The sequence below is a fragment of the bacterium genome, from assembly GCA_026708015.1.
GTDB lineage: Bacteria > Actinomycetota > Acidimicrobiia > Acidimicrobiales > Bin134 > Poriferisocius.
The window spans coordinates 26,542-45,535 of sequence record JAPOVT010000003.1 but is presented as its reverse complement, the minus strand read 5'-3'; the positions used below and the strand labels follow the sequence as shown (position 1 = coordinate 45,535).

At 63.9% G+C, this 18,994-nt stretch carries 33 protein-coding genes and 1 pseudogene; 1 reads left to right on the top strand and 33 read right to left on the bottom strand.

Annotated elements, in window-relative coordinates:
• The first annotated feature begins 295 nt into the window (after positions 1-295).
• Positions 296-937, top strand: a complete 642-nt coding sequence (locus OXG30_00705; protein MCY4133427.1) for a hypothetical protein — start codon at positions 296-298, stop codon at positions 935-937.
• A gap of 81 nt (positions 938-1,018) precedes the next feature.
• Here OXG30_00705 and glmM read toward each other — a convergent pair whose 3' ends face one another.
• The 33 genes and pseudogenes from glmM to rplC form a co-directional block, all read right to left on the bottom strand.
• A complete protein-coding gene (gene glmM, locus OXG30_00700) occupies positions 1,019-2,329 on the bottom strand; it encodes a phosphoglucosamine mutase (protein ID MCY4133426.1) in 1,311 nt (436 codons plus the stop codon).
• Positions 2,330-2,369: 40 nt separating this feature from the next.
• Entirely contained in the window at positions 2,370-2,762 is a 393-nt protein-coding gene (rpsI, locus tag OXG30_00695) for a 30S ribosomal protein S9 (GenBank protein ID MCY4133425.1), read from the bottom strand.
• Positions 2,762-3,220, bottom strand: a complete 459-nt coding sequence (gene rplM, locus OXG30_00690; protein ID MCY4133424.1) for a 50S ribosomal protein L13 — start codon at positions 3,218-3,220, stop codon at positions 2,762-2,764. Before rplM ends, rpsI begins: the two co-directional genes overlap by 1 nt.
• A gap of 93 nt (positions 3,221-3,313) precedes the next feature.
• Positions 3,314-4,063, bottom strand: coding sequence for a tRNA pseudouridine(38-40) synthase TruA (gene truA, locus OXG30_00685; GenBank protein MCY4133423.1), 750 nt, complete (start codon positions 4,061-4,063; stop codon positions 3,314-3,316).
• A 39-nt stretch (positions 4,064-4,102) separates the two neighbouring features.
• Positions 4,103-4,453, bottom strand: a pseudogene (gene rplQ / locus OXG30_00680) (50S ribosomal protein L17).
• A gap of 13 nt (positions 4,454-4,466) precedes the next feature.
• The gene (locus OXG30_00675) at positions 4,467-5,408 is read right to left on the bottom strand and encodes a DNA-directed RNA polymerase subunit alpha (GenBank protein MCY4133422.1); all 942 of its coding nucleotides are present in this window, start codon (positions 5,406-5,408) and stop codon (positions 4,467-4,469) included.
• A gap of 80 nt (positions 5,409-5,488) precedes the next feature.
• Positions 5,489-6,106, bottom strand: a complete 618-nt coding sequence (gene rpsD, locus OXG30_00670) for a 30S ribosomal protein S4 (protein MCY4133421.1) — start codon at positions 6,104-6,106, stop codon at positions 5,489-5,491.
• 1 nt (position 6,107) lies between these two features.
• The gene (rpsK, locus tag OXG30_00665) at positions 6,108-6,506 is read right to left on the bottom strand and encodes a 30S ribosomal protein S11 (protein ID MCY4133420.1); all 399 of its coding nucleotides are present in this window, start codon (positions 6,504-6,506) and stop codon (positions 6,108-6,110) included.
• A gap of 22 nt (positions 6,507-6,528) precedes the next feature.
• Positions 6,529-6,909 (bottom strand): 30S ribosomal protein S13, encoded by a 381-nt coding sequence (rpsM, locus tag OXG30_00660; protein ID MCY4133419.1) that lies wholly within the window; start codon positions 6,907-6,909, stop codon positions 6,529-6,531.
• A gap of 3 nt (positions 6,910-6,912) precedes the next feature.
• Positions 6,913-7,026 (bottom strand): 50S ribosomal protein L36, encoded by a 114-nt coding sequence (rpmJ, locus tag OXG30_00655; protein MCY4133418.1) that lies wholly within the window; start codon positions 7,024-7,026, stop codon positions 6,913-6,915.
• Between the two features lie 48 nt (positions 7,027-7,074).
• Positions 7,075-7,269 carry a translation initiation factor IF-1 gene (infA, locus tag OXG30_00650; GenBank protein ID MCY4133417.1) on the bottom strand — a complete coding sequence of 65 codons (195 nt, stop codon included), beginning with the start codon at positions 7,267-7,269 and terminating at the stop codon, positions 7,075-7,077.
• Positions 7,270-7,473: 204 nt separating this feature from the next.
• On the bottom strand, positions 7,474-8,025 hold the full coding sequence (locus OXG30_00645; protein MCY4133416.1) for an adenylate kinase: 552 nt from the start codon (positions 8,023-8,025) through the stop codon (positions 7,474-7,476).
• Positions 8,026-8,030: 5 nt separating this feature from the next.
• Entirely contained in the window at positions 8,031-9,359 is a 1,329-nt protein-coding gene (gene secY, locus OXG30_00640; GenBank protein ID MCY4133415.1) for a preprotein translocase subunit SecY, read from the bottom strand.
• A 57-nt stretch (positions 9,360-9,416) separates the two neighbouring features.
• Entirely contained in the window at positions 9,417-9,902 is a 486-nt protein-coding gene (rplO, locus tag OXG30_00635; GenBank protein ID MCY4133414.1) for a 50S ribosomal protein L15, read from the bottom strand.
• A complete protein-coding gene (gene rpmD / locus OXG30_00630) occupies positions 9,899-10,084 on the bottom strand; it encodes a 50S ribosomal protein L30 (protein MCY4133413.1) in 186 nt (61 codons plus the stop codon). The genes rplO and rpmD overlap by 4 nt, the downstream gene beginning before the upstream one ends.
• Before the next feature lie 5 nt (positions 10,085-10,089).
• Positions 10,090-10,680 carry a 30S ribosomal protein S5 gene (gene rpsE, locus OXG30_00625; protein MCY4133412.1) on the bottom strand — a complete coding sequence of 197 codons (591 nt, stop codon included), beginning with the start codon at positions 10,678-10,680 and terminating at the stop codon, positions 10,090-10,092.
• The gene (rplR, locus tag OXG30_00620) at positions 10,680-11,042 is read right to left on the bottom strand and encodes a 50S ribosomal protein L18 (protein MCY4133411.1); all 363 of its coding nucleotides are present in this window, start codon (positions 11,040-11,042) and stop codon (positions 10,680-10,682) included. The genes rpsE and rplR overlap by 1 nt, the downstream gene beginning before the upstream one ends.
• Before the next feature lie 14 nt (positions 11,043-11,056).
• Complete coding sequence (gene rplF, locus OXG30_00615; protein ID MCY4133410.1) at positions 11,057-11,596, bottom strand: 50S ribosomal protein L6; 540 nt, start codon at positions 11,594-11,596, stop codon at positions 11,057-11,059.
• A gap of 10 nt (positions 11,597-11,606) precedes the next feature.
• The gene (gene rpsH, locus OXG30_00610) at positions 11,607-12,011 is read right to left on the bottom strand and encodes a 30S ribosomal protein S8 (GenBank protein MCY4133409.1); all 405 of its coding nucleotides are present in this window, start codon (positions 12,009-12,011) and stop codon (positions 11,607-11,609) included.
• Between the two features lie 12 nt (positions 12,012-12,023).
• Entirely contained in the window at positions 12,024-12,209 is a 186-nt protein-coding gene (locus OXG30_00605; protein ID MCY4133408.1) for a type Z 30S ribosomal protein S14, read from the bottom strand.
• A gap of 4 nt (positions 12,210-12,213) precedes the next feature.
• Positions 12,214-12,780, bottom strand: coding sequence for a 50S ribosomal protein L5 (gene rplE / locus OXG30_00600; protein MCY4133407.1), 567 nt, complete (start codon positions 12,778-12,780; stop codon positions 12,214-12,216).
• Positions 12,780-13,088, bottom strand: coding sequence for a 50S ribosomal protein L24 (gene rplX, locus OXG30_00595; protein MCY4133406.1), 309 nt, complete (start codon positions 13,086-13,088; stop codon positions 12,780-12,782). The genes rplE and rplX overlap by 1 nt, the downstream gene beginning before the upstream one ends.
• 5 nt (positions 13,089-13,093) lie before the next feature.
• Positions 13,094-13,462, bottom strand: a complete 369-nt coding sequence (gene rplN, locus OXG30_00590; GenBank protein ID MCY4133405.1) for a 50S ribosomal protein L14 — start codon at positions 13,460-13,462, stop codon at positions 13,094-13,096.
• Positions 13,459-13,746 (bottom strand): 30S ribosomal protein S17, encoded by a 288-nt coding sequence (rpsQ, locus tag OXG30_00585; protein ID MCY4133404.1) that lies wholly within the window; start codon positions 13,744-13,746, stop codon positions 13,459-13,461. Before rpsQ ends, rplN begins: the two co-directional genes overlap by 4 nt.
• Entirely contained in the window at positions 13,739-13,978 is a 240-nt protein-coding gene (gene rpmC / locus OXG30_00580; protein MCY4133403.1) for a 50S ribosomal protein L29, read from the bottom strand. The genes rpsQ and rpmC overlap by 8 nt, the downstream gene beginning before the upstream one ends.
• A gap of 46 nt (positions 13,979-14,024) precedes the next feature.
• Entirely contained in the window at positions 14,025-14,438 is a 414-nt protein-coding gene (gene rplP, locus OXG30_00575; protein MCY4133402.1) for a 50S ribosomal protein L16, read from the bottom strand.
• 52 nt (positions 14,439-14,490) lie between these two features.
• Positions 14,491-15,393: a 30S ribosomal protein S3 gene (gene rpsC, locus OXG30_00570; protein ID MCY4133401.1), complete on the bottom strand. Its 903-nt coding sequence runs from the start codon at positions 15,391-15,393 to the stop codon at positions 14,491-14,493.
• Entirely contained in the window at positions 15,393-16,049 is a 657-nt protein-coding gene (gene rplV, locus OXG30_00565) for a 50S ribosomal protein L22 (GenBank protein ID MCY4133400.1), read from the bottom strand. The genes rpsC and rplV overlap by 1 nt, the downstream gene beginning before the upstream one ends.
• Complete coding sequence (gene rpsS / locus OXG30_00560) at positions 16,049-16,327, bottom strand: 30S ribosomal protein S19 (GenBank protein MCY4133399.1); 279 nt, start codon at positions 16,325-16,327, stop codon at positions 16,049-16,051. Before rpsS ends, rplV begins: the two co-directional genes overlap by 1 nt.
• Positions 16,328-16,338: 11 nt before the next feature.
• Positions 16,339-17,175, bottom strand: a complete 837-nt coding sequence (gene rplB, locus OXG30_00555; GenBank protein MCY4133398.1) for a 50S ribosomal protein L2 — start codon at positions 17,173-17,175, stop codon at positions 16,339-16,341.
• Positions 17,176-17,183: 8 nt separating this feature from the next.
• Positions 17,184-17,474 (bottom strand): 50S ribosomal protein L23, encoded by a 291-nt coding sequence (rplW, locus tag OXG30_00550; GenBank protein MCY4133397.1) that lies wholly within the window; start codon positions 17,472-17,474, stop codon positions 17,184-17,186.
• Positions 17,471-18,202, bottom strand: coding sequence for a 50S ribosomal protein L4 (gene rplD / locus OXG30_00545; GenBank protein ID MCY4133396.1), 732 nt, complete (start codon positions 18,200-18,202; stop codon positions 17,471-17,473). Before rplD ends, rplW begins: the two co-directional genes overlap by 4 nt.
• A complete protein-coding gene (gene rplC / locus OXG30_00540) occupies positions 18,199-18,843 on the bottom strand; it encodes a 50S ribosomal protein L3 (protein ID MCY4133395.1) in 645 nt (214 codons plus the stop codon). Before rplC ends, rplD begins: the two co-directional genes overlap by 4 nt.
• Positions 18,844-18,994: the final 151 nt, after the last annotated feature.

The window sequence follows — 18,994 nt, the reverse complement described above, 5'->3', positions numbered from 1 at the left end:
AATGGCTAAAGCGTGGTGGACGGCGCTCGTCCTTGCTCTAGTACTGGCCGCCTCTTCGGTGGTTGTGCCTCAAGCAGCTGCCGCCTCGCCTGGGTCCTTTTTGGACATCGATGGTCTAGACAAACTGATCGTTGAGCAAGAGGAATTGCTGCACGCCTATCGCTGCCGATTCGATGTCGACGTCCAACTCGTGCCCGGAGGGTGCAGGAATGGGATGCCCGTCCGACCGGTTGAGAGTACACCTCCATTCAATGGAACCCCCACCGCGGAGGACGTAGTTCAACGTATTCGGGTCTTGGAGAGTCAACTTTCGCTGCTCAACACCTATCGCTGCCGATTCGGAGCCGACGTGGAGGCCGTATTCGGCGGGTGCGCCAACCTTAAGAAGCTCGATGATGTTGATGAGCCCGGCGTAGTCGATCAGCCCGATCAGCCCGACGAACCCGCCAGCTCGGAGTCTCAAGGTGGATGGGTCTCTTTTGATGAGGCGAGGCGCAACCACCCCGGTCTGACTCGACCTCGTCAATTGGGTGTCCTCACCGAGTCGATTGCGTCAACAAGAGTGCCCCACGGTTTGAATGCCGAGTTGGTGGTGGCGTGCCTGATCTACGGCGATGAGCGGCAAGACACGCTTAGGGCCTATGTCAATTGGAACATCTTCATAACCTCGCGGATCGGCATCTACAACTTGGCAGTGGAGTACTCCGATGGAGGGAGCAGGTCATTTCTAGCGATCAACAGCACCGCCAACGAAGCCTCCTTCTTGTTGAACACAGAGGAGTCAAACCGATTCGCCCAGTCGATTATCGACTCCGACGGAGATACGGTCACCGCGTCTGTCTTCATCCCCTTCGGTGGCTGGACAATCTCGGCGACATTCGACTTGAACGGTTCAACTGCCGCCATCCAACCAGTCCTCAACAGGTGCCATAGTTAGCCGGACCGGTGAAATGGCCAGCCACCCACGCCCGCACTCTCGAATGGGTCAGCCGCCGCGACCTGGAAGCCCACCGCGCAACTATTGGCTGATTGCCTCGGCGACGTCGGCGGCGACGGATTCGGCGGCTTCGAGGGTCTCGGCTTCGACCATGATCCTGAGGACGGGTTCGGTGCCAGAGGGGCGGACCAGAATTCGGCCGTTTTCGCCTAAGGCTTGCTCAGCCGCGACCACCGCGGCCGACAGGAGGTCTTCGTCAACCAAATCGGCACCGATGGTCACGTTGTGAAGCACCTGGGGCATCTTGGTCATGGCCTCAGCAGCTAATTCCCTCAGCGGCAGTCCCCGGCGGGCGACCACCTCAAGGAGCTGCAAGGCGGTGATCAGGCCATCACCTGTGGTGGCGAGGGCGGGGAAGATCACATGGCCCGACTGCTCACCGCCCAGCGCCCAGTCGCCTTCTTGGAGCGCCGACCACACGTGGCGGTCGCCCACCGGGGTGGTGACCACGTTGATGCCCCGTTGGGCCATGGCCCGGTGAAACCCCAGGTTGGTCATCACCGTAACCACCACGGTGTCACCCGGCAGCCGTCCCTGTTGATGGCGGTCGGCGGCGCAAATGGCAATGATCTGGTCGCCGTCTACCAGTTCGCCGGTGTGGTCAACAGCCAACACCCGGTCGGCGTCGCCGTCGAAGGTGAGTCCCAAGTCGGCGCCTCGCCCCTCGACCGCGCGAGCGACCGCTTCGGGGTAGGTGGACCCGCACCGATGATTGATGTTCCGGCCGTCGGGCTCAGCGTTGATTACCGTGACGTCCACCCCGTGGGCCCGGAGCGGATCGGGGAGGGCAGCGGTGGCCGAACCGTGGGCGGCGTCCACTACAACGCTGAGTTCGTTTCCGTGGAAGTCAGCGGTGCCGGTCACTGCATCCCGGTATTCCTGCAACAGCCCAGACCCATCGGACGTCCGCTGGGGGGTTCCAAGGGTGGGCACCGTCGGGCGGCCGGGATCGGCTAGAGCGGACTCCAGAGCGGTTTGGACCTCGTCATCGAGCTTTCGACCCTCTGGGCTGAAGAGTTTTACGCCGTTGTCGTACCAAGGATTGTGCGATGCTGAGACCATCGCCCCTGGACTACGGGTTCGCTCCGCAGCCCAGGCCACTGCCGGTGTGGGGGCCACCCCCAGGTCAATGGTGGAGACTCCGACCGCGCTTAAGCCAGCAGCCAGTGCTGCGGCAAATTCGGGACTGGAATTCCGGGTGTCACGCCCGATGAGTACCGGGCCGGTGGGAGCGAGGACTTCTGCGGCCGCTTGGGCCAGTCGGACGACGTCGTCGGGAAAGAGATCGCCGTAGGCTCGACCCCGAACCCCGTCGGTTCCGAAGCGCAGCACTGGACTCAGGCTCCAGGCAGCAGGCCCTGGGTAATCCGGATCAGCGCTTGGAGTACTGAGGTGCCTTGCGGGCCTTCTTGAGGCCGTATTTCTTGGATTCCTTCTTGCGGTCGTCGCGGGAGAGGAAACCCGCCTGCTTGAGGATTTCTCGCAGCTCGGGATCCAGGGCTACCAGGCCCCGGGCTATGCCCAGACGCAGGGCGCCGGCCTGGCCGTTGGCCCCGCCGCCGTGCATGTTCACGTCGATGTCGTACGCCTCGGCGGTGTTGGTGATCCGAAGCGGCTCCATGAATGCCATGCGATGGCTCCGGGATGGGAAGTAGTCCTTGGCTTCGCGGCCATTGACGGTCACCTGGCCGGAGCCGTGGCTGAACCGGACACGGGCAACGGCGCGCTTGCGCCGCCCGGTGGCTTGGGTGAGAGGGGCGGGCATTATGAGTCCTCAGTGCGGGGTCGGGCCCCGGCGATTTCCAGGGGCTGGGGTTGCTGGGCTTCATGGGGATGCACCGGGCCGGCGTAGACCTTGAGCTTGCGGAGCATCTGTCGGCCCAATCGGTTCTTGGGAAGCATCCCTTTCACGGTCCGGCGCACGGCTTCGGCGGGCTGGGTCTCCAAGAGGTGGCCGTAGCTGGTCTGCCGCAAGCCGCCGGGATAGCCGGAATGGCGGTATACCTGCTTGCCAGCGGCCTTGTTGCCGGTGAGAACCACCTTGTCGGCGTTGACGATGATCACGTGGTCACCGCTGTCGAGATGGGGTGTGAAGCTGGGCTTGTGCTTGCCGCGCAGCACGCGGGCCACCTCGGAGGCCATGCGGCCGAGGACGAGGCCATCGGCGTCGACGATGTGCCACGCGCGTTCGATGTCTTTGAATTTTGGGCTGTAGGTGGGCATCGGCTTTCCTTCAGACGCGATACCGGGAAAGGCAATGATACGGCCCGAATCGGGAGAGTGACAACTGCCCCGGAGAGTGTGCGGGTATCTGTCTCACGAGTAGGAAACCGACCAGAGGCAGAGGCCGTGGGGTGGGGCGAGATTGGGAACTCGGGAGCGGTCTTTGGCGGCCAAGATGGCGACAATGGTCTCGGGAGGCCGCCGTTGGGCACCGATGTCCACCAGAGTGCCGGTGATCGAGCGCACCATCTGATGGCAGAAGGAGGAAGACTCGATCTCAAAGCACAGGAGGTTGTCGTCTCCGGCCTCCCACTCGGCCTGCAAGAGCCTGCGGACTCGTGACTTCTCCGTCCCATCGGCATTGTGTTGTCGGCGGCAGAACGATGAGAAGTCGTGTTCTCCAACCAGAAATGCCGCCGCGTCGTTCATGGCATCGATGTCAAGCAGATGGGGGTAGTGCCAAGCAGTAGCAGCCAGAAACGGATCGGGCACTTCTCGGTTCAAAACCGTGTAGCGGTAAGTGCGGCTGGTGGCATCGAAGCGGGCGTCGAACCTGTCGGGGGCGGACTCGATGGTCCGGACCGCGATTGCCGGGGCCAGCATGCGGTTCACTGCGGTGCGAATGCTCAACAGGTCGATGCCGTCGGGGGTCTCAAAGCTCACCACCTGCCCCCAGGCATGGACACCGGCGTCGGTGCGGCCGGCGCAGGTCAGCTCAATGGACTGCCGCAGGCATTTGGAGAGCGCTTCAGCGAGATCGCCACCGACGGTGCGGACTCCCTCGTTGGCGGCGAATCCATGGTATGGCCCACCGTCATAGGCGACCGTTGCTCGAACCCGCACGGCTGCCTCGGGCGGCGGTAGCTGTCGCCGGCTGGTTTAGACCAGCTCGATACGGGCCATGGGGGCGTTGTCGCCATAGCGGGGCCCGAGCTTCAGGATGCGGGTATAGCCGCCGGGCCGGTTGGCGTAGCGAGGGCCTATGTCCACCATCAGCTTGTCGGTGATCTCGGGGTCGCCTAACTGGGCCAGGATTTGGCGGTGGTTGTGCCGCCCGCCCTTTTTGGCCTTGGTGATGAGCTTCTCAGCCACCGGGCGCATGGCTTTGGCCTTGGCCTCGGTGGTGGTGATGCCCTCAGCGGCGATCAGCGATGCGACCAGATTGGCCATCATCAGCTTCTGGTGCTGCGAGCTGCCGCCGAAGCGGCGTCCCTTGCGTGGTCGTCCGGGCATGGCGTTCCCTCTTCTAGGAGCGGGGGCCAGCCAGGGCGAGGCCGCGCTCGTCCAGCTTCTCGTTGACTTCGTCCAGAGACTTCTGACCGAAGTTGGTGATGGCCAGCAACTCGTCTTCGGTGCGGGCCAGCAACTCGCCGATCATGTTGATCTGCGCCCGCTTGAGGCAGTTTCGAGGCCGCTCGGACAGCTCGAGGTCTTCGATGGGCAGGTCAAGATCGGGGGCCCCGGCCGGAGCGCTGCCCGCCTCGGCCATACTCAGACCCTGCGGCTCGTCGCTCATCTCCTCGACAAGCTGAACGAGGGTCCGCAGTGTGGCGCCGGCTGAGGCCAGCGCTTCTTGCGGGGTGATGGAGCTGTCGGTCTCGATATCCAGCACGAGGCGGTCGAACTCGGTGGACTGCTCCACTCGGGTGGGCTCGACGTTGTAGGCCACCCGGCGAACGGGAGAAAAGATGGAGTCGATGGGGATCACTCCAATGGTGGAGTCGACCTTGTTGGTCTCGGCCGAAACATATCCCCGGCCCTGAGAAACGGTGATATCCATGGCCAGACGGGCTTTGTCGTTCAGGCGGGTGATGACCAAGTCGGGGTTGAGCACCTCGACGTCGGGATTGACGGCCAAGCTTGCACCGGTGACCTCCCCGGGTCCCCGCTGGTCAATGCGAAGCTCGACCGGATCCTCGCTGTGGCACCGCAGGACGAGATCCTTCAGGTTCAAGATGATGTCGGTTACGTCCTCGGCCACACCGGTGATGGTGTCGAATTCGTGGAGGGCGTCGTCGAAACGTACCCGGATGACCGCGGCACCGGGGATCGACGACAGCAGGGCTCGGCGCAGGGAGTTGCCGAGTGTGTGTCCGAAGCCGGGCTCCAGCGGACCGATGGCGAATTTCTGGCGGTTGTCCTCGACCTCGGTAACTGTCTCGACGGTGGGTCGTTGCATTACCAGCATGTTCCGGCTCCTTCAGTTCTTGAAGTGGTGGTGGTCAACTTGGTCGGATGGTTGTCTTGGGATGCAAGAGGCCGCGTGGCCTACTTGCTGTAGAGCTCGACGATGAGCTGTTCTCTAACCGGCACGTCGATCTGCTCTCTCAGGGGCGCGTCTCGCACGGTGGCTTCGAAGCCATCGTCGGCTCGGGTTAACCAGGCCGGCGGGGTGCGGTCGAGTACGTCCAGGTTCCACCCCACCACGATCATTTCCCGGGCCTTGTCCCTCAGGGCCACAACGTCGTCCTTGCGGAGTCGGTAGCTGGGAATGTTCACCCGGCTTCCGTTCACGTTGATGTGGCCGTGGGAGACGAGCTGGCGGGCCTGAGGACGGGTGGCACCCCACCCGAGGCGGTACACCACATTGTCGAGGCGCAGCTCCAAGAAGCGCAGCATGTTCTCGCCGGTGACTCCCTTGTGGCGGGCCGCTTCCTTGAAGACGTTGCGGAACTGGCGTTCGTTGAGCCCGTAGGTGAAGCGGGCTTTCTGCTTCTCCTGAAGCTGGAGTAGGTATTCCGAGACGTTGCCCCGGCGCCGGGACCGCCCGTGCTCACCCGGGGGGTAGGGGCGGCGTTCCAGGGCGATGGTCTCGCCCTTGGTGCCCCAGACGTTTACGCCGAGGCGACGGGAAACCCGCGATCGCGGACCGGTGTATCGAGACATGTCAGACCCTCCGCCGCTTTGCCGGGCGGCACCCGTTGTGGGGGATGGGGGTGACGTCCTTGATGCCGGTTATCTCGATGCCCACCCCCTGGAGCGAGCGGATGGCCGTCTCGCGCCCCGAGCCCGGTCCGCGGACGTGTACGTCCACTTTGCGGATGCCGTGCTCCATGGCCTTGCGTCCAGCCTGCTCGGCAGCCATCTGGGCCGCGAACGGGGTGGACTTGCGCGATCCCTTGAAGCCGACGTTGCCCGCCGATGCCCAGGAGATGACGTTCCCCTGTTGGTCGGCGATGGTCACGATGGTGTTGTTGAAGGAGCTCTTGATGTGGGCCACACCGTAGGAGATGTTTTTGCGCTCCCGACGGCGGGGCCGACGCCCTCCGGCTGATGGCTTGGCCATTAGCGGCTAGTCCTTTCCTGCTTCACTTCTTCATCACCTTTTTCTTTCCGGCCACGGTCTTCTTCGGCCCTTTGCGGGTGCGAGCGTTGGTGTGGGTGCGCTGGCCGCGCACAGGGAGGCCCCGGCGGTGGCGCAGGCCCTGGTAGCAGCCGATCTCCATCTTGCGCTTGACGTCCTGGCTGGTCTCCCGGCGGAGATCACCCTCCACCCGGAGGTTGCTCTCAATGAAATTGCGCAGTCGGGCCACCTCTTCGTCGGTGAGGTCGCGCAGCCGGGTGCTCTCGTCGATTCCGGCCTCTGCGCACACTTGACGGGCCAGCGTCGGCCCGATGCCGTAGATGTAGGTGAGGGAGACAACGGTGCGCTTCTCCCGGGGTATGTCAACGCCGGCGATACGAGCCATAGCTCAGCCCTGCCTCTGCTTGTGTCGGGGGTTGGAGCAGATCACCCGCACGCGCCCGTGCCGGCGAATGACCCTGCACTTGTCGCAGATTTTCTTCACACTGGGACGGACTTTCAAAGTGTGCCTTTCGATGATCCGTTGTGCCTTGTGGCTATCTTTTGAGGGCTATTTGTACCGGTAGGTGATCCGGCCCCGTTGAAGGTCGTAGGGAGTCAATTCCACTTGGACCCGGTCGCCGGGGAGAATCCTGATGTAGTGCATCCGCATCTTGCCGGAGATGTGGGTCAGCACCTTATGCCCGTTCTCAAGTTCAACTCGGAACATGGCATTGGGAAGAGACTCGGTGACCGTCCCTTTCATGATGATGGCGTCTTCCTTGTTTTTCGCCAAGGGCGACCTCTCCTGACGTCTTGGCAAGCTAGTGCGGCGAACCGCGCGAATAGCGGCCCACTACGTGAGCCGATTCACCATGCTATCTGGTACATCCAATGCGGACAAACCGGCTGAAGGCCAGAAACACCACTACAAAGCATTGATGCGCTATTGCCAGGTATAGGCGATCTATCACAAGCCATCGATGACCTCGGATAAACGGGCGAATACCTCGTCTTCGGTTCCCAGCCCATCAACGACGGTCAGACGACTCCGCTCCTCGAACCAGGCCAGTAGAGGAGCGGTCTCGGCTTCATAGAGCTCCAGTCGGCGAGAAATGGCCTCTTCAGTGTCGTCGTCTCGTCCTCGTGCCAGCATCCGTTCGGTGACCTCGGCGATGGGAACGTCCAGATTTATGGCCAAGTCGGGGCCGGTGCCCCCCAAGATTTCGGCGAGAGCATCGGCTTGGGCGGTGGTGCGGGGGAATCCGTCCAACAACACGCCGTGGGCCTGAATGTCGTTGTCGGCCAGCCGCTCGCCCACGATTCCGATCATGATGTCGTCGCCCACCAGGTTGCCGGCGTCCATCACGGCTTTGGCCCGAAGCCCCAGCTCGGTGCCCGCAGCCACCGCGGCCCGCAGCATGTCGCCGGTAGAGACGTGAACCACCCCATATCGTTCGGCCAAGAGCGCAGCCTGGGTTCCCTTGCCTGAGCCCTGGCGGCCCAGTATGACCAGCACCAAGGGCATTACTTCAAGAAGCCCTCGTAGTTCCTCATCATGAGCTGGCTGTCGATCTGCTTCATGGTCTCGAGGGCCACACCCACGGCGATGAGCACGGAGATGCCGCTGAAGCTATAGGCCGCAGCGCTCCGGCTGTCGATGTACTGGGACAAGGCGATAGCGGGGATGACAGCCACCGCGGCGATGAACAGGGCTCCCGGCAGTGTGATGCGAGACAGAATGCGGCCCAGGTAGCGCTCGGTTTGGCGGCCGGGTCGGATTCCGGGGATGAACCCACCCTGCTTGCGGATCTGGTCGGCCTGCTTTACCGGGTCGAATGTGATGGCAGTGTAGAAGTAGGCGAAGCCTACGATCATCAGGGCGAAGACGATCAGGTACACGGTGTCGGCCGGGTCGCCCAAGTGGGTATTCACCCAGTTCTGGACGCTCTCCCCCCAGGTGTTTTGATCGGGATTGGAGTCTGACGGCAGCACGGCGGAGAGCAGAATGGGCAGGTACAGAACCGAGCTGGCGAAGATGATGGGGATTACTCCGGACTGGTTCACCTTCAACGGAATGTAGGTGCTCTGTCCGCCGGCCATGCGGCGGCCTACCACCCGCTTGGCGAACTGAACCGGAATCTGGCGCTGGCCGCTTTCCACGAACACGATTGCCACCAGCAGAGCCAGGTACATGAAGGCGATGACGAATACCGCTCCCCACCCCTCTGAAGCTTTCACCAACGAGAACTGGTTGGGAATGGTGGACACCACCGAGGCGAAGATGATCAGCGACATGCCGTTGCCGATGCCCTTTTGGGTGATGAGCTCCCCCATCCACATCAATAGCGCAGTGCCGGCGGTGAGGGTGAGCACCACCAGGAATACCCGGGGGGCGGTGAAGTTGGGCAGCAAGTCGATGGCTTGGTTGGCATTGCCGCCTGTGAGGCTGAATCCGCCGCCGCCGTTGTGGAACAGGAAGGAGAACGAGGTCGCCTGGATGATGGCGATCGCAATTGTCAGGTACCGGGTCCACTGGGTGATTTTGCGCTGACCCACCGCGCCCTGGTTCTGCCACTGCTCGATGCGGGGAATCACCACCCCCAGCACCTGCATGATGATGGACGCGGTGATGTAGGGGAAGATTCCCAGGGCGAAGATGGCGAACTGCGACAAGGCGCCGCCGGAGAAGAAGTTCAACAGCCCGGTAACGCCGCCGGCGTCGGCTTGATTGCGGAGCTGGTCCACGGCGTCGAGGTCGACGCCGGGGGAGGGGATGGCTACGCCCAGGCGGAATATCACCAGCATTGACAGGGTGAACAGGATTTTGTTCCGCAGGTCGGCGACCCGGAACATATTTGTAATCCTGGTGAGCACGGCGACTCCTACTCCTTCGACCCTGTCGAGCTTGGGCTATCGGTTGGTGAGGGCGTTGCCCTTGGCCGGAGGGCGCCCGGTGAAGGGCTTGGGCAACACCTCTACGCTACCGCCTGCGGCAAGGATGGCCGCCTTCGCCGATTCAGAGAAGCCATGGGCCTTGACGGTGACGGCTCGGGTCAACTCGCCGCGGGCAAGAACTTTGGCCATGGCGCCCTTGTGCAAGAGCCCCCGCTGGTGAAGCACCTCTGGGGTGATCTCGTCCAGCCCGGTGGCCTCGATGACATCGAGGTTGATGGCTTGGTACTCCATGCGGAATGGGTTCTTGAACCCCCGCAGCTTGGGCACCCGGCGGGCCAAGGGCATCTGACCGCCTTCGAACCCGACGGGGATCTTGCTCCGGGCCCGCTGTCCTTTTGTGCCTCGGCCGGCGGTCTTGCCGCCCTTGCCGGCAATGCCGCGGGCCTTGCGCTGAGGACGCTTGCGGGATCCCGGGGCCGGCTTCAGATCGTGGACCTTCATAACTCGTCGGTCTCCTCCCAAGAGATCAGGTGGGACACCTTGTCGATCATTCCCCTGATCTCGGGGGCATCCGGCAAAGTGTTGGTCTGGCCGATGCCGCGTAGGCCCAAGGCCCGCAGTGTGCCCCGCTGCTTGGGCCGGGTACCGATCTGAGATCGGATCTGGGTGACCTTGATCGCCATGGCGGCTACTCCTCGTCGTCGTCCGGCGCAGCAGCTGACAGGCGCTCCGACTCCCGGTAAGCCGCCAGCATCCCGGCCGGCACGAACTCATCGGCGGGGATGCCCCGATGGCGAGCCACCTCGTCGGGGCGCTTGAGGGCTTTGAGCCCGGCGATAGTGGCCCGAGCCACGTTGATGTGGTTGGGGGAGCCCAGCGACTTGCACAGCACATCGCCGATGCCGGCCTCTTCCAGAATGGCCCGGGCGGCACCCCCGGCGATCACGCCGGTACCGGGCGCGGCTGGCTTCAAGAGCACCCGCCCCGCGCCCATCTCGCCGATAATTGGGTGGGTGATGGTGGATGCGGCCAGCGGAACCCGGAACAGGTTGCGCCGGGCCTCCTCGGTGCCCTTTTGGATGGCCAGGGGCACCTCCTTGGCCTTGCCATAGCCCAATCCTACCCGTCCCGCGCCGTCGCCGATTACCACCAGCGCGGTGAAGGAGAATCGGCGGCCGCCCTTGACCACCTTGGCCACCCGGTTGATGTTGATCACCCGGGAATCGCGCAGTTGGCCGTCAGGAGTCGGTGTCGGGGTCGAAGTCGAGGTATCGGTCATCAGAACTCCAGTCCAGCTTCTCGTGCCGAGTCGGCCAGAGCGGCGATCCGTCCGTGGTAGCGGAATCCGCCCCGGTCGAATACGACCGTGGTGATGTTGTTCTCCTTGGCCCGCTCGGCGATGAGCTTGCCCACCGCCGCCGCGCCGGCCACGTTCCCGGTTGGGCCGGATCGCAAATCGGCCTCGGTGGTGGAGGCCGACGCGATGGTGTGGCCCGCGGCATCGTCTATGACCTGGGCGATGATGTGGCGGTTGGACCGGAAGACGGCCAGGCGGGGGCGCTCGGCGGTGCCCTGGATCTTCTTGCGAACCCGGCGATGGCGCCGGACCCGGCTTTGGTGCTTGTGTTTGACGCTGCTCATGGCGATTCCCAGCTCTACTTCGCGGCCTTGCCAGCTTTTCGAATGATCCGCTCGCCGGCGTAGCGGATGCCCTTGCCCCGGTAGGGCTCGGGCTTGCGGATGGCTCGGATGTCGGCGGCCACTTGGCCAACCGCCTGCTTGTCGATTCCCAGCACATGGATGCTCGTTTGATTGGGCACCTCGAACGTCACACCGTCGGGGGCCTCCACATGCACTGGATGGCTGAATCCAAGTTGAAGCTCGATCTTGCTGTTGCCCTGGGCGATGGCTCGATAGCCAACCCCCACGATCTCCAGCTCTTTGCGGTAGCCCTCGCTGACGCCTGTGACCATGTTGGCCACGAGAGAGCGGCTCAACCCGTGCAGCGCCTTGGTATTGCGCTGCTCGTCGGCCCGCTCGACAACGACGAAGCCGTCATCGATCCGAGCCGAGATGGCGTCGGGGAGGTCGTGCTCCAGCGTGCCGCGGCTGCCGGAAACGGTGACATGGACGCCGTTGATGGCCACGTCCACGCCGTCTGGCACCGGGATCGGGTTCATTCCGACTCGTGACACCGCCAGCCTCCTACCAGACCACGCAGACGACCTCGCCGCCCATACGGCGGCGGCGCGCCTCGCGGTCGCTCATCAAGCCTTTGCTGGTGGATACGATGGCCACGCCCAGCCCGCCCAGCACTCGGGGGATGTTCTCCGACTTGGAGTAAACCCGCAGGCCGGGCTTGGACACTCGGGTGATGCCAGAGATGACCCGCTCTCGCTGGTCGGAGTACTTCATATCGATGGTCAGGGTCTGCCCCGGGCCGGATGTGTCCTCGGCCACGGCGAAATTGGTGATATAGCCCTCCTGCTTGAGGACATCGGCCAGCGCCACCTTCATCTTGGAGGACGGCATCCTCACCTCGTCGCGCATGGCGGTGTTGGCGTTGCGGATACGGGTCAACATGTCGGCGATGGGGTCGGTCATAGTCACAGCAGCATCACCTCACCAGCTCGCCTTGGTCAGGCCGGGAATCTCCCCGGCGTGGGCCAGTTCTCTCAGACATACTCGACACAATCCGAACTTGCGGTACACGGCTCGGGGCCGGCCGCAGCGGCGGCAGCGGGTGTAGGCCCGCACTTTGAACTTCGGAGTTCGCTGTTGTTTTTGGACAAGCGCCTTTTTTGCCATTGAATTACTGTCCCTCGGCTTGGAATGGGAACGAGAAGGCCTCGAGCAGAGCTCGGCCCTCCTCGTCGGTGGTTGCGGTGGTAACGATTGTGATGTCCATGCCCCTGATGGTGTCGATGGAGTCGTAGTCGACCTCGGGAAAGATCAGCTGCTCGGTGACTCCGAAGGAGTAATTGCCCTGCCCGTCGAAGGAGCGGGGCGAGAGGCCCCGAAAGTCCCGAATGCGGGGAATGGCCAGGTTGATCAGCCTGTCCAGGAACTCCCACATGCGGACTCCCCTCAATGTGACTTTGGCCCCGATGGGATTTCCCTCCCGGATCTTGAAATTGGCGATGGACTTCTTGGCCCGAGTGATGACCGGGCGCTGGCCGGCGATGGTGGTCAGATCGGCCACTGCGCCGTCGAGCAGCTTGGCCTGGGCCACGGCCTCGCCAACCCCCATGTTCACCACGATCTTCTCGAAGCGGGGCACCTGCATGACGTTGTCCAGCCCCAAGTGCTCCTTGAGCTGGTCGCGGATTTCTTCCCGGTACAGGGATTGCAGTCGCGGGGTGGTCGCGGTAGCAGCCATTACAGATCAACTCCCGTGCGCCGGCAGACGCGGATCTTGCGTCCATTGGTGTCGAACCGGTAACCCACCCGGGTGGGTTGGCCGTCGGCCGGGCTGATCACGGCCACGTTGGACGCCCTGATGGGCATCTCTTTGTCGATGATGCCGGTCTGCATGATCCCCTGGCGAGGCCCTTGGTGCTTGGTGGCGATGTTCACGCCTTCGACGATCACCGTTCCCTTGGCCGGATAGGCGAACACAACCTCGCCCTCTTTGCCCTGGTCCTTTCCGCTGAGCACTCGGACTCGATCTCCCTTGCGGACTTTCATGACGGCTACAACACCTCCGGTGCGAGCGACACGATGCGCATGAAGCGCTTGTCCCGCAGTTCCCGGCCCACCGGGCCGAAGATTCGGGTTCCGCGAGGCTGCTGTTGGTCGTTGATGAGCACGGCAGCGTTCTCGTCGAAGCGGATGTAGGAGCCGTCTTTGCGGCGTTTCTCCTTTTTGGCCCGGACCAGAACACAGCGCACCACTTCGCCCTTGCGGACGGCAGCACCGGGCATGGCGTCTTTGACGGTGGCCACGAAGACGTCGCCGATGGTGGCATAGCGCTTGCGGGACGAGCCGAGCACCCGGATGCACAACACCTCTTTGGCGCCGGAGTTGTCGGCCACCTTGACGCGGGTTTCTTGCTGGATCATCGGGCACGCTCCACGATCTCAACCAGTCGCCACCGCTTGGTCTTGGACAGGGGGCGGGTTTCCTGCACCCGCACCCGGTCGCCCACCGCGAGCTGGTTGGACTCGTCGTGGACATACAGGCGTGTGTTGCGCTGCACGGTCTTGTTGTATCGGCGATGCCGGACGCGGTCGGTGGACACCACCACCGCGGTCTTGTCCATGGACACCGACGTCACCGTGCCCTCCCGCACCTTGCGGCGGTTGGGTCGGGCGGCCGACGGCATCTCGGTTGTGGGATCAGCCATTGCCGGCCTCCTGCAATTCGGCTTCCAGTGCCTCAGCGGCTTGGATCTCCCGCATCCTCAGCTCGGTCATGGCCCGGGCCACTTCCTTCTTGGCCTGCTTCAGGCGGGCGGTGTTGTCCAAGCGGCCGGTGACGATTTGGAAGCGGAGCTTGAACACCTCTTCTTTGGCCTCGTCCAGTTGCTCGATGAGATCGGAGTCGCTCAGGGTCGCCCAGTTGGTATTGCGGGCCATAGTTACCCTCTTTCCCAGCGCTTGGTGGTGTTGCCAATCATGGCGATCAACCCTCCTGACGCTCGACGAATCGAGCCTTGATCGGGAGTTTTTGGATTCCCCGTTCGATGGCCGTCCGAGCAACCTCACGGTCGTGGTAGGACAGTTCGAACAGGATGCGGCCGGGTTTGACCACGGCTACCCAACGTTCGGGATTGCCCTTGCCCGAGCCCATGCGCGTCTCCGCCGGCTTCTCGGTCACCGGCTTGTCGGGAAAGATGTTGATCCACACCTTGCCGCCTCGGCGGATGTGCCGAGTGATGGCGATACGGGTGGCTTCGATCTGGCGGGCGGTGATCCATCCCGGCTCGAGGGCCTTGATGCCGTACTCGCCGAAGTTCACGGTGGTGCCGCCCTTGGCGTTGCCCTTGGTCCGGCCTCGATGGTGCTTGCGGTGCTTGACCTTCTTGGGCATCAACATGGCTGGACCTGGCCTTTGCGGGGTTCGGGGGTCGCGGGCTTGAACATGACAATCAGTCGGCGTCGCCCGGACGGAAGTGCGGAGTTTCGCTGTGCTCGCGGGTTGAGCGGAGAATGTCCTCTTCCTCCTCGAGCAGCTTCTCAAACTCTGGATCGGCTTCTTTGATAAGGGGGGCGGGCTCTTCGGTCTCATCGACTCGCTCGAGATCGCCTTGGCGCGGTGCCGCGGCCGACGAAACCACGGCCCTCGGCTTTTGGGTTCCGGAAGCCTCGCCCACGGCCATGGCCGCCTCGCGGCTGATCTTGTCCTCGGCCTGGGTCTTGTAGGGGAGAATGTCGCCCTTGTAGATCCACACCTTCACGCCGATGCGTCCATAAGTGGTGTGGGCCTCCCGGAATCCATAGTCGATATCGGCTCGAAGAGTGTGCAGGGGAACCCGGCCCTCTCGGTACCACTCGGTGCGAGCCATCTCTGAGCCGCCCAAACGACCCGAGCACTGCACCCGGATGCCAAGGGCCCCGGCCTTCTGGGCGTTTTGGACCGCCCGCTTCATGGCTCGGCGGAAGGCAACCCGGTTGGCCAGCTGGTCGGCCACACCCTGGGAGATGAGCGCGGCATCCAACTCGGGCTGCTTGATCTCTTGGATGTTGAGCTGCACCCGGTTGTTGCCGGTGATCTTGGCCAGGCCGTTGCGAAGCCGGTCGGCCTCGCTGCCCCGGCGCCCGATGACGATTCCCGGCCGGGCGGTGTGGACGTCGACACGGAGCCGGTCGCGGGTGCGCTCGATCTCGATGCGGCTGATGGCTGCGTGAGGAAGCTCGGACATCAGGTAGTCGCGCACTTTCCAGTCCTCGATGATGAAGTCGCCGTATTCACGGCGGTTGGCGAACCAGCGCGACTTCCAGTCGGTGGTGACTCCTAGGCGGAACCCGTAGGGGTTGATCTTTTGGCCCATCAGGATTCCTTCTCTTCGTCCTCGTCGGCGGCGTCTTCGGCCACTGGCTCTTTGTCTTCTTCGGCCACGGCGGCGGCGTCTTCGAAGTCCGCTTCCAGGGCTTCGTCGTCGAGGTCTCCCTCTAGAGCTTCCAGATCGTCCTCGTCTTGGTCGCGTTCCTGCTCAGCAGCCCGTTCCGCGTCGCGTTCCCGGCTGGCTGCCACTCTCCGGCGGCGAGCCTCGGCAGCCGAACTGCGCCGTCCGGTGCCCTTGAGGGCCATGCGGGCATCGATGGCGGCCAGCTCCTCGTCGGTGTAGCGGGCCACCACCACGGTGATGTGGCAAGTCCGCTTGCGAATGCGAGTGGCTCGGCCTCGGGCCCGGGGCCGCCAGCGCTTCAGCGTGGGGCCCTCGTCGGCGTAGCAGGCGGCCACGAAGAGCTCTTCGCCGTCGAGTTCGTCATTGTGCTCGGCATTGGCCACCGCAGAGTCGAGGCACTTGGCGATCGTGTCGGAGATGCGCCGCTCGGAGAAGGTCAGGATCTCCCGGGCCTCGGAATACGACTTGCCCCGCACCAAGTCGAGCACCTCCCGGGCCTTGAAGGCCGATGAGCGCACGTACTTGGCCACGGCCCGGCTGCCGGGGCGGGTTTCGCTGCCCACGGTGACCGCAGCCATCAGCGCTGGGCTCCCCGCTCTTGGCCGGCGTGGGCCCGGAACGTGCGTGTGGGGGCGAATTCACCCAGCTTGTGGCCCACCATCGACTCGGTTATGTACACCGGAACGTGCTTGCGCCCGTCATGGACCGCAATGGTGTGGCCCACCATGTCGGGAATGATGGTGGAGCGGCGGGACCACGTCCGGATGACCTGCTTGGTGTTCTGGTCGTTGAGCTCGTCGACCTTGCGCAACAGGTGGCCGTCGACGAACGGGCCTTTCTTCAAGCTTCTGGGCATTTGCGGACCCCCTAGCGACGCCCGCCGCGGGTACGGCGCCGTCGGACGATCATCTGCTGTGACTTCTTCTTCTTGTTGCGGGTGCGTCCCTCGGCCTTGCCCCAGGGCGATACCGGGTGGCGACCACCGGAGGACTTGCCCTCGCCGCCGCCCAAGGGGTGGTCCACCGGATTCATGGCCACGCCGCGGGTTTGGGGGCGAACTCCCTTCCAGCGGGCTCGCCCGGCCTTGCCCAGCTTGATTAGCTCGGCCTCGGCGTTGCCCACCGATCCAACCGTGGCCCGGCAGTCGATGGGCACCCGGCGCATCTCGGTGCTGGGCAGGCGAATGGTGGCGAAGGTCCCCTCTTTGGCCACAAGCTGGGCGCTGGCCCCAGCCGAGCGGGCCATGCGGGCACCGGCGCCAGGCTTCAGCTCCACGGCATGGACGGTGGTGCCCACGGGTATATAGCGCAGCGGCAGGGCGTTGCCCGGCCTGATCTCCGACCCCGCCCCGTTTTGCAGAATGTCGCCCACGCCCACGCCTTCGGGGGCCAAGATGTAGCGCTTCTCGCCGTCATGGAAGTGCAGCAGCAGGATGCGGCAGTTGCGGTTGGGGTCGTACTCCACCGACGCCACAGTGGCGGGCACGCCGTCTTTGGCCCGCTTGAAATCGATGACCCGGTAGCGCTGCTTGTGGCCTCCGCCCCGATGTCGGGAGGTCTTGCGCCCGTGGTTGTTTCGTCCGCCGGTGCTTGTTTTTTTTGCGATCAAGGACCGCTCCGGCTTTGTGGCGGTGATGCCGGAGAAGTCCGACACCGTTTGAAAGCGCCGGCCGGGACTGGTGGGATTTCGTCTGCGTACTGCCATGGCGTTCCCTAAACGTCGAACAACTCGATCTCGTCACCCTCGGCCAGCGTGACCAGGGCCCGCTTGGTGTCGGGTTTGCGGCCGTAGGAAAGGCTGCGGCGGTTGCGGCGGCGCTTGCCCTTGCGGTTCATGGTGTTCACCTTGAGAACGGTGACGTCGAACAGGGTCTCGATGGCGTCCTTGATCTCGGGCTTGGACGCGGTGGGGTGAACCCGGAAGGTGTAGACGTTGGACTCCAGCAACTCGTAGGACTTCTCTGAGACGATTGGGGCCAAAACCACGTCCCGGGGATCCTTCATGAGTCTTCCCCCTCGTCATCGGCGGCTTCGCCAGGGACCTCATCAGCGGCTTCACCCTCGGACTCGGCCGAGGCCGACGTGGGCAGGGTGTCCAAGGTGAACACCACCGAGTCGGACACCAACACGTCGTAGGCGTTGAGTTCTCCGGGGCTGACGAGATGGACCTGGGGCAGATTGCGGAAGCTCTTCCACACATCCGACTGGTCGCGGTCGGCCACCACCAGCACCCGGCCGTCCAGCTTCAGGTCGCTGAGGGCGGCGATGGCGTCCTTGGTGCGGGGGGCCTCAAACCTCCAGCGGTCGACCACGATGACCCTTTCGTCGCGGGCCCGATCGGACAGTGCGGAGCGCAGGGCCAGGCGAATCATCTTCTTGGGGGTGCGCTGGCGATAGCTGCGGGGCTTGGGACCGAGGGCCACGCCCCCGCCCCGCCACTGGGGATTGCGGGTTGAACCGTGGCGGGCTCGGCCGGTGCCCTTCTGGCGCCACGGCTTGCCGCCACCGCCTTTGACCTCGGCTCTGGTCTTGGTGTTCTGGGTTCCCCGGCGCCGGGCGGCCAGTTGGGCGGTGACCACCTGGTGCAGGACGGCCTCGTTGGGCTCGATCCCGAACACCTCAGGGTCCAAGTCCACTGATCCGGCCTTCCTACCGGATGACGGGTTGCGAACGGTGACGGTATGCACTTGTAGAACCGGAGCTTCGTCGACTGGGGCGGTGGCCATGGTCATTTCGCTCCGTTCTTGATCGCGCTGCGAATCAGCACGGTGGATCCTCGCCGGCCGGGCACCGATCCCTTGAGCAGAATCAGATCGTTCTCGGTGTCCACCCTCACCACCTGGAGGTTCAGTGTCGTGACCTTCTCGGCCCCGGCTCGTCCCGGCATCTTCTTGCCGCGGAAAATCCTTGAGGGCGTGGCGCACTGGCCCACGGCGCCGGGCTTGCGATGGACCTTGTGGGCTCCGTGGCTGGCCTTTTGGCCGCTGAAGTTGTGGCGCTTCATGACCCCGGAGAAGCCCTTGCCCTTGCTGATGCCGGTGACGTCCACTCGCTCGCCTCCGTCGAACACGTCTACGCCGATCTCCTGGCCAGCCTCATAGAGGTCCACGTCGTCGAGGCGCAATTCAACCAGCTTGCGACCGGGAGCGACACCGGCCTTGTCCAAGTGACCCCGCTCCGGTTGAGCAATTCGATCGGGACTCTGGGTTCCATAGGTCACCTGGAGTGCTGAGTAGCCGTCGGTCTCCGGTCGTTTGACCTGCACAATGCGGCAGGGCTCCACCCGCAGCACGGTGACGGGCACGACGCGGTCGTCCTCATCCCATACCTGGGTCATTCCTAGTTTTTCGCCGACAATCGCCTTGGCAACCATCGCGACCCTGCCTTCACGCGAACGCTCCGCACGGGTGCAGACCCAGTTGGAGGGTCATTCCGGCGGAGCGGGTTTCGGTTGTGCCGTCCGGTTCCCGGAGCAGGGGCATTGCCCCGTGCGGGCCTAGACGAACGTCGTTTGACACGAACAG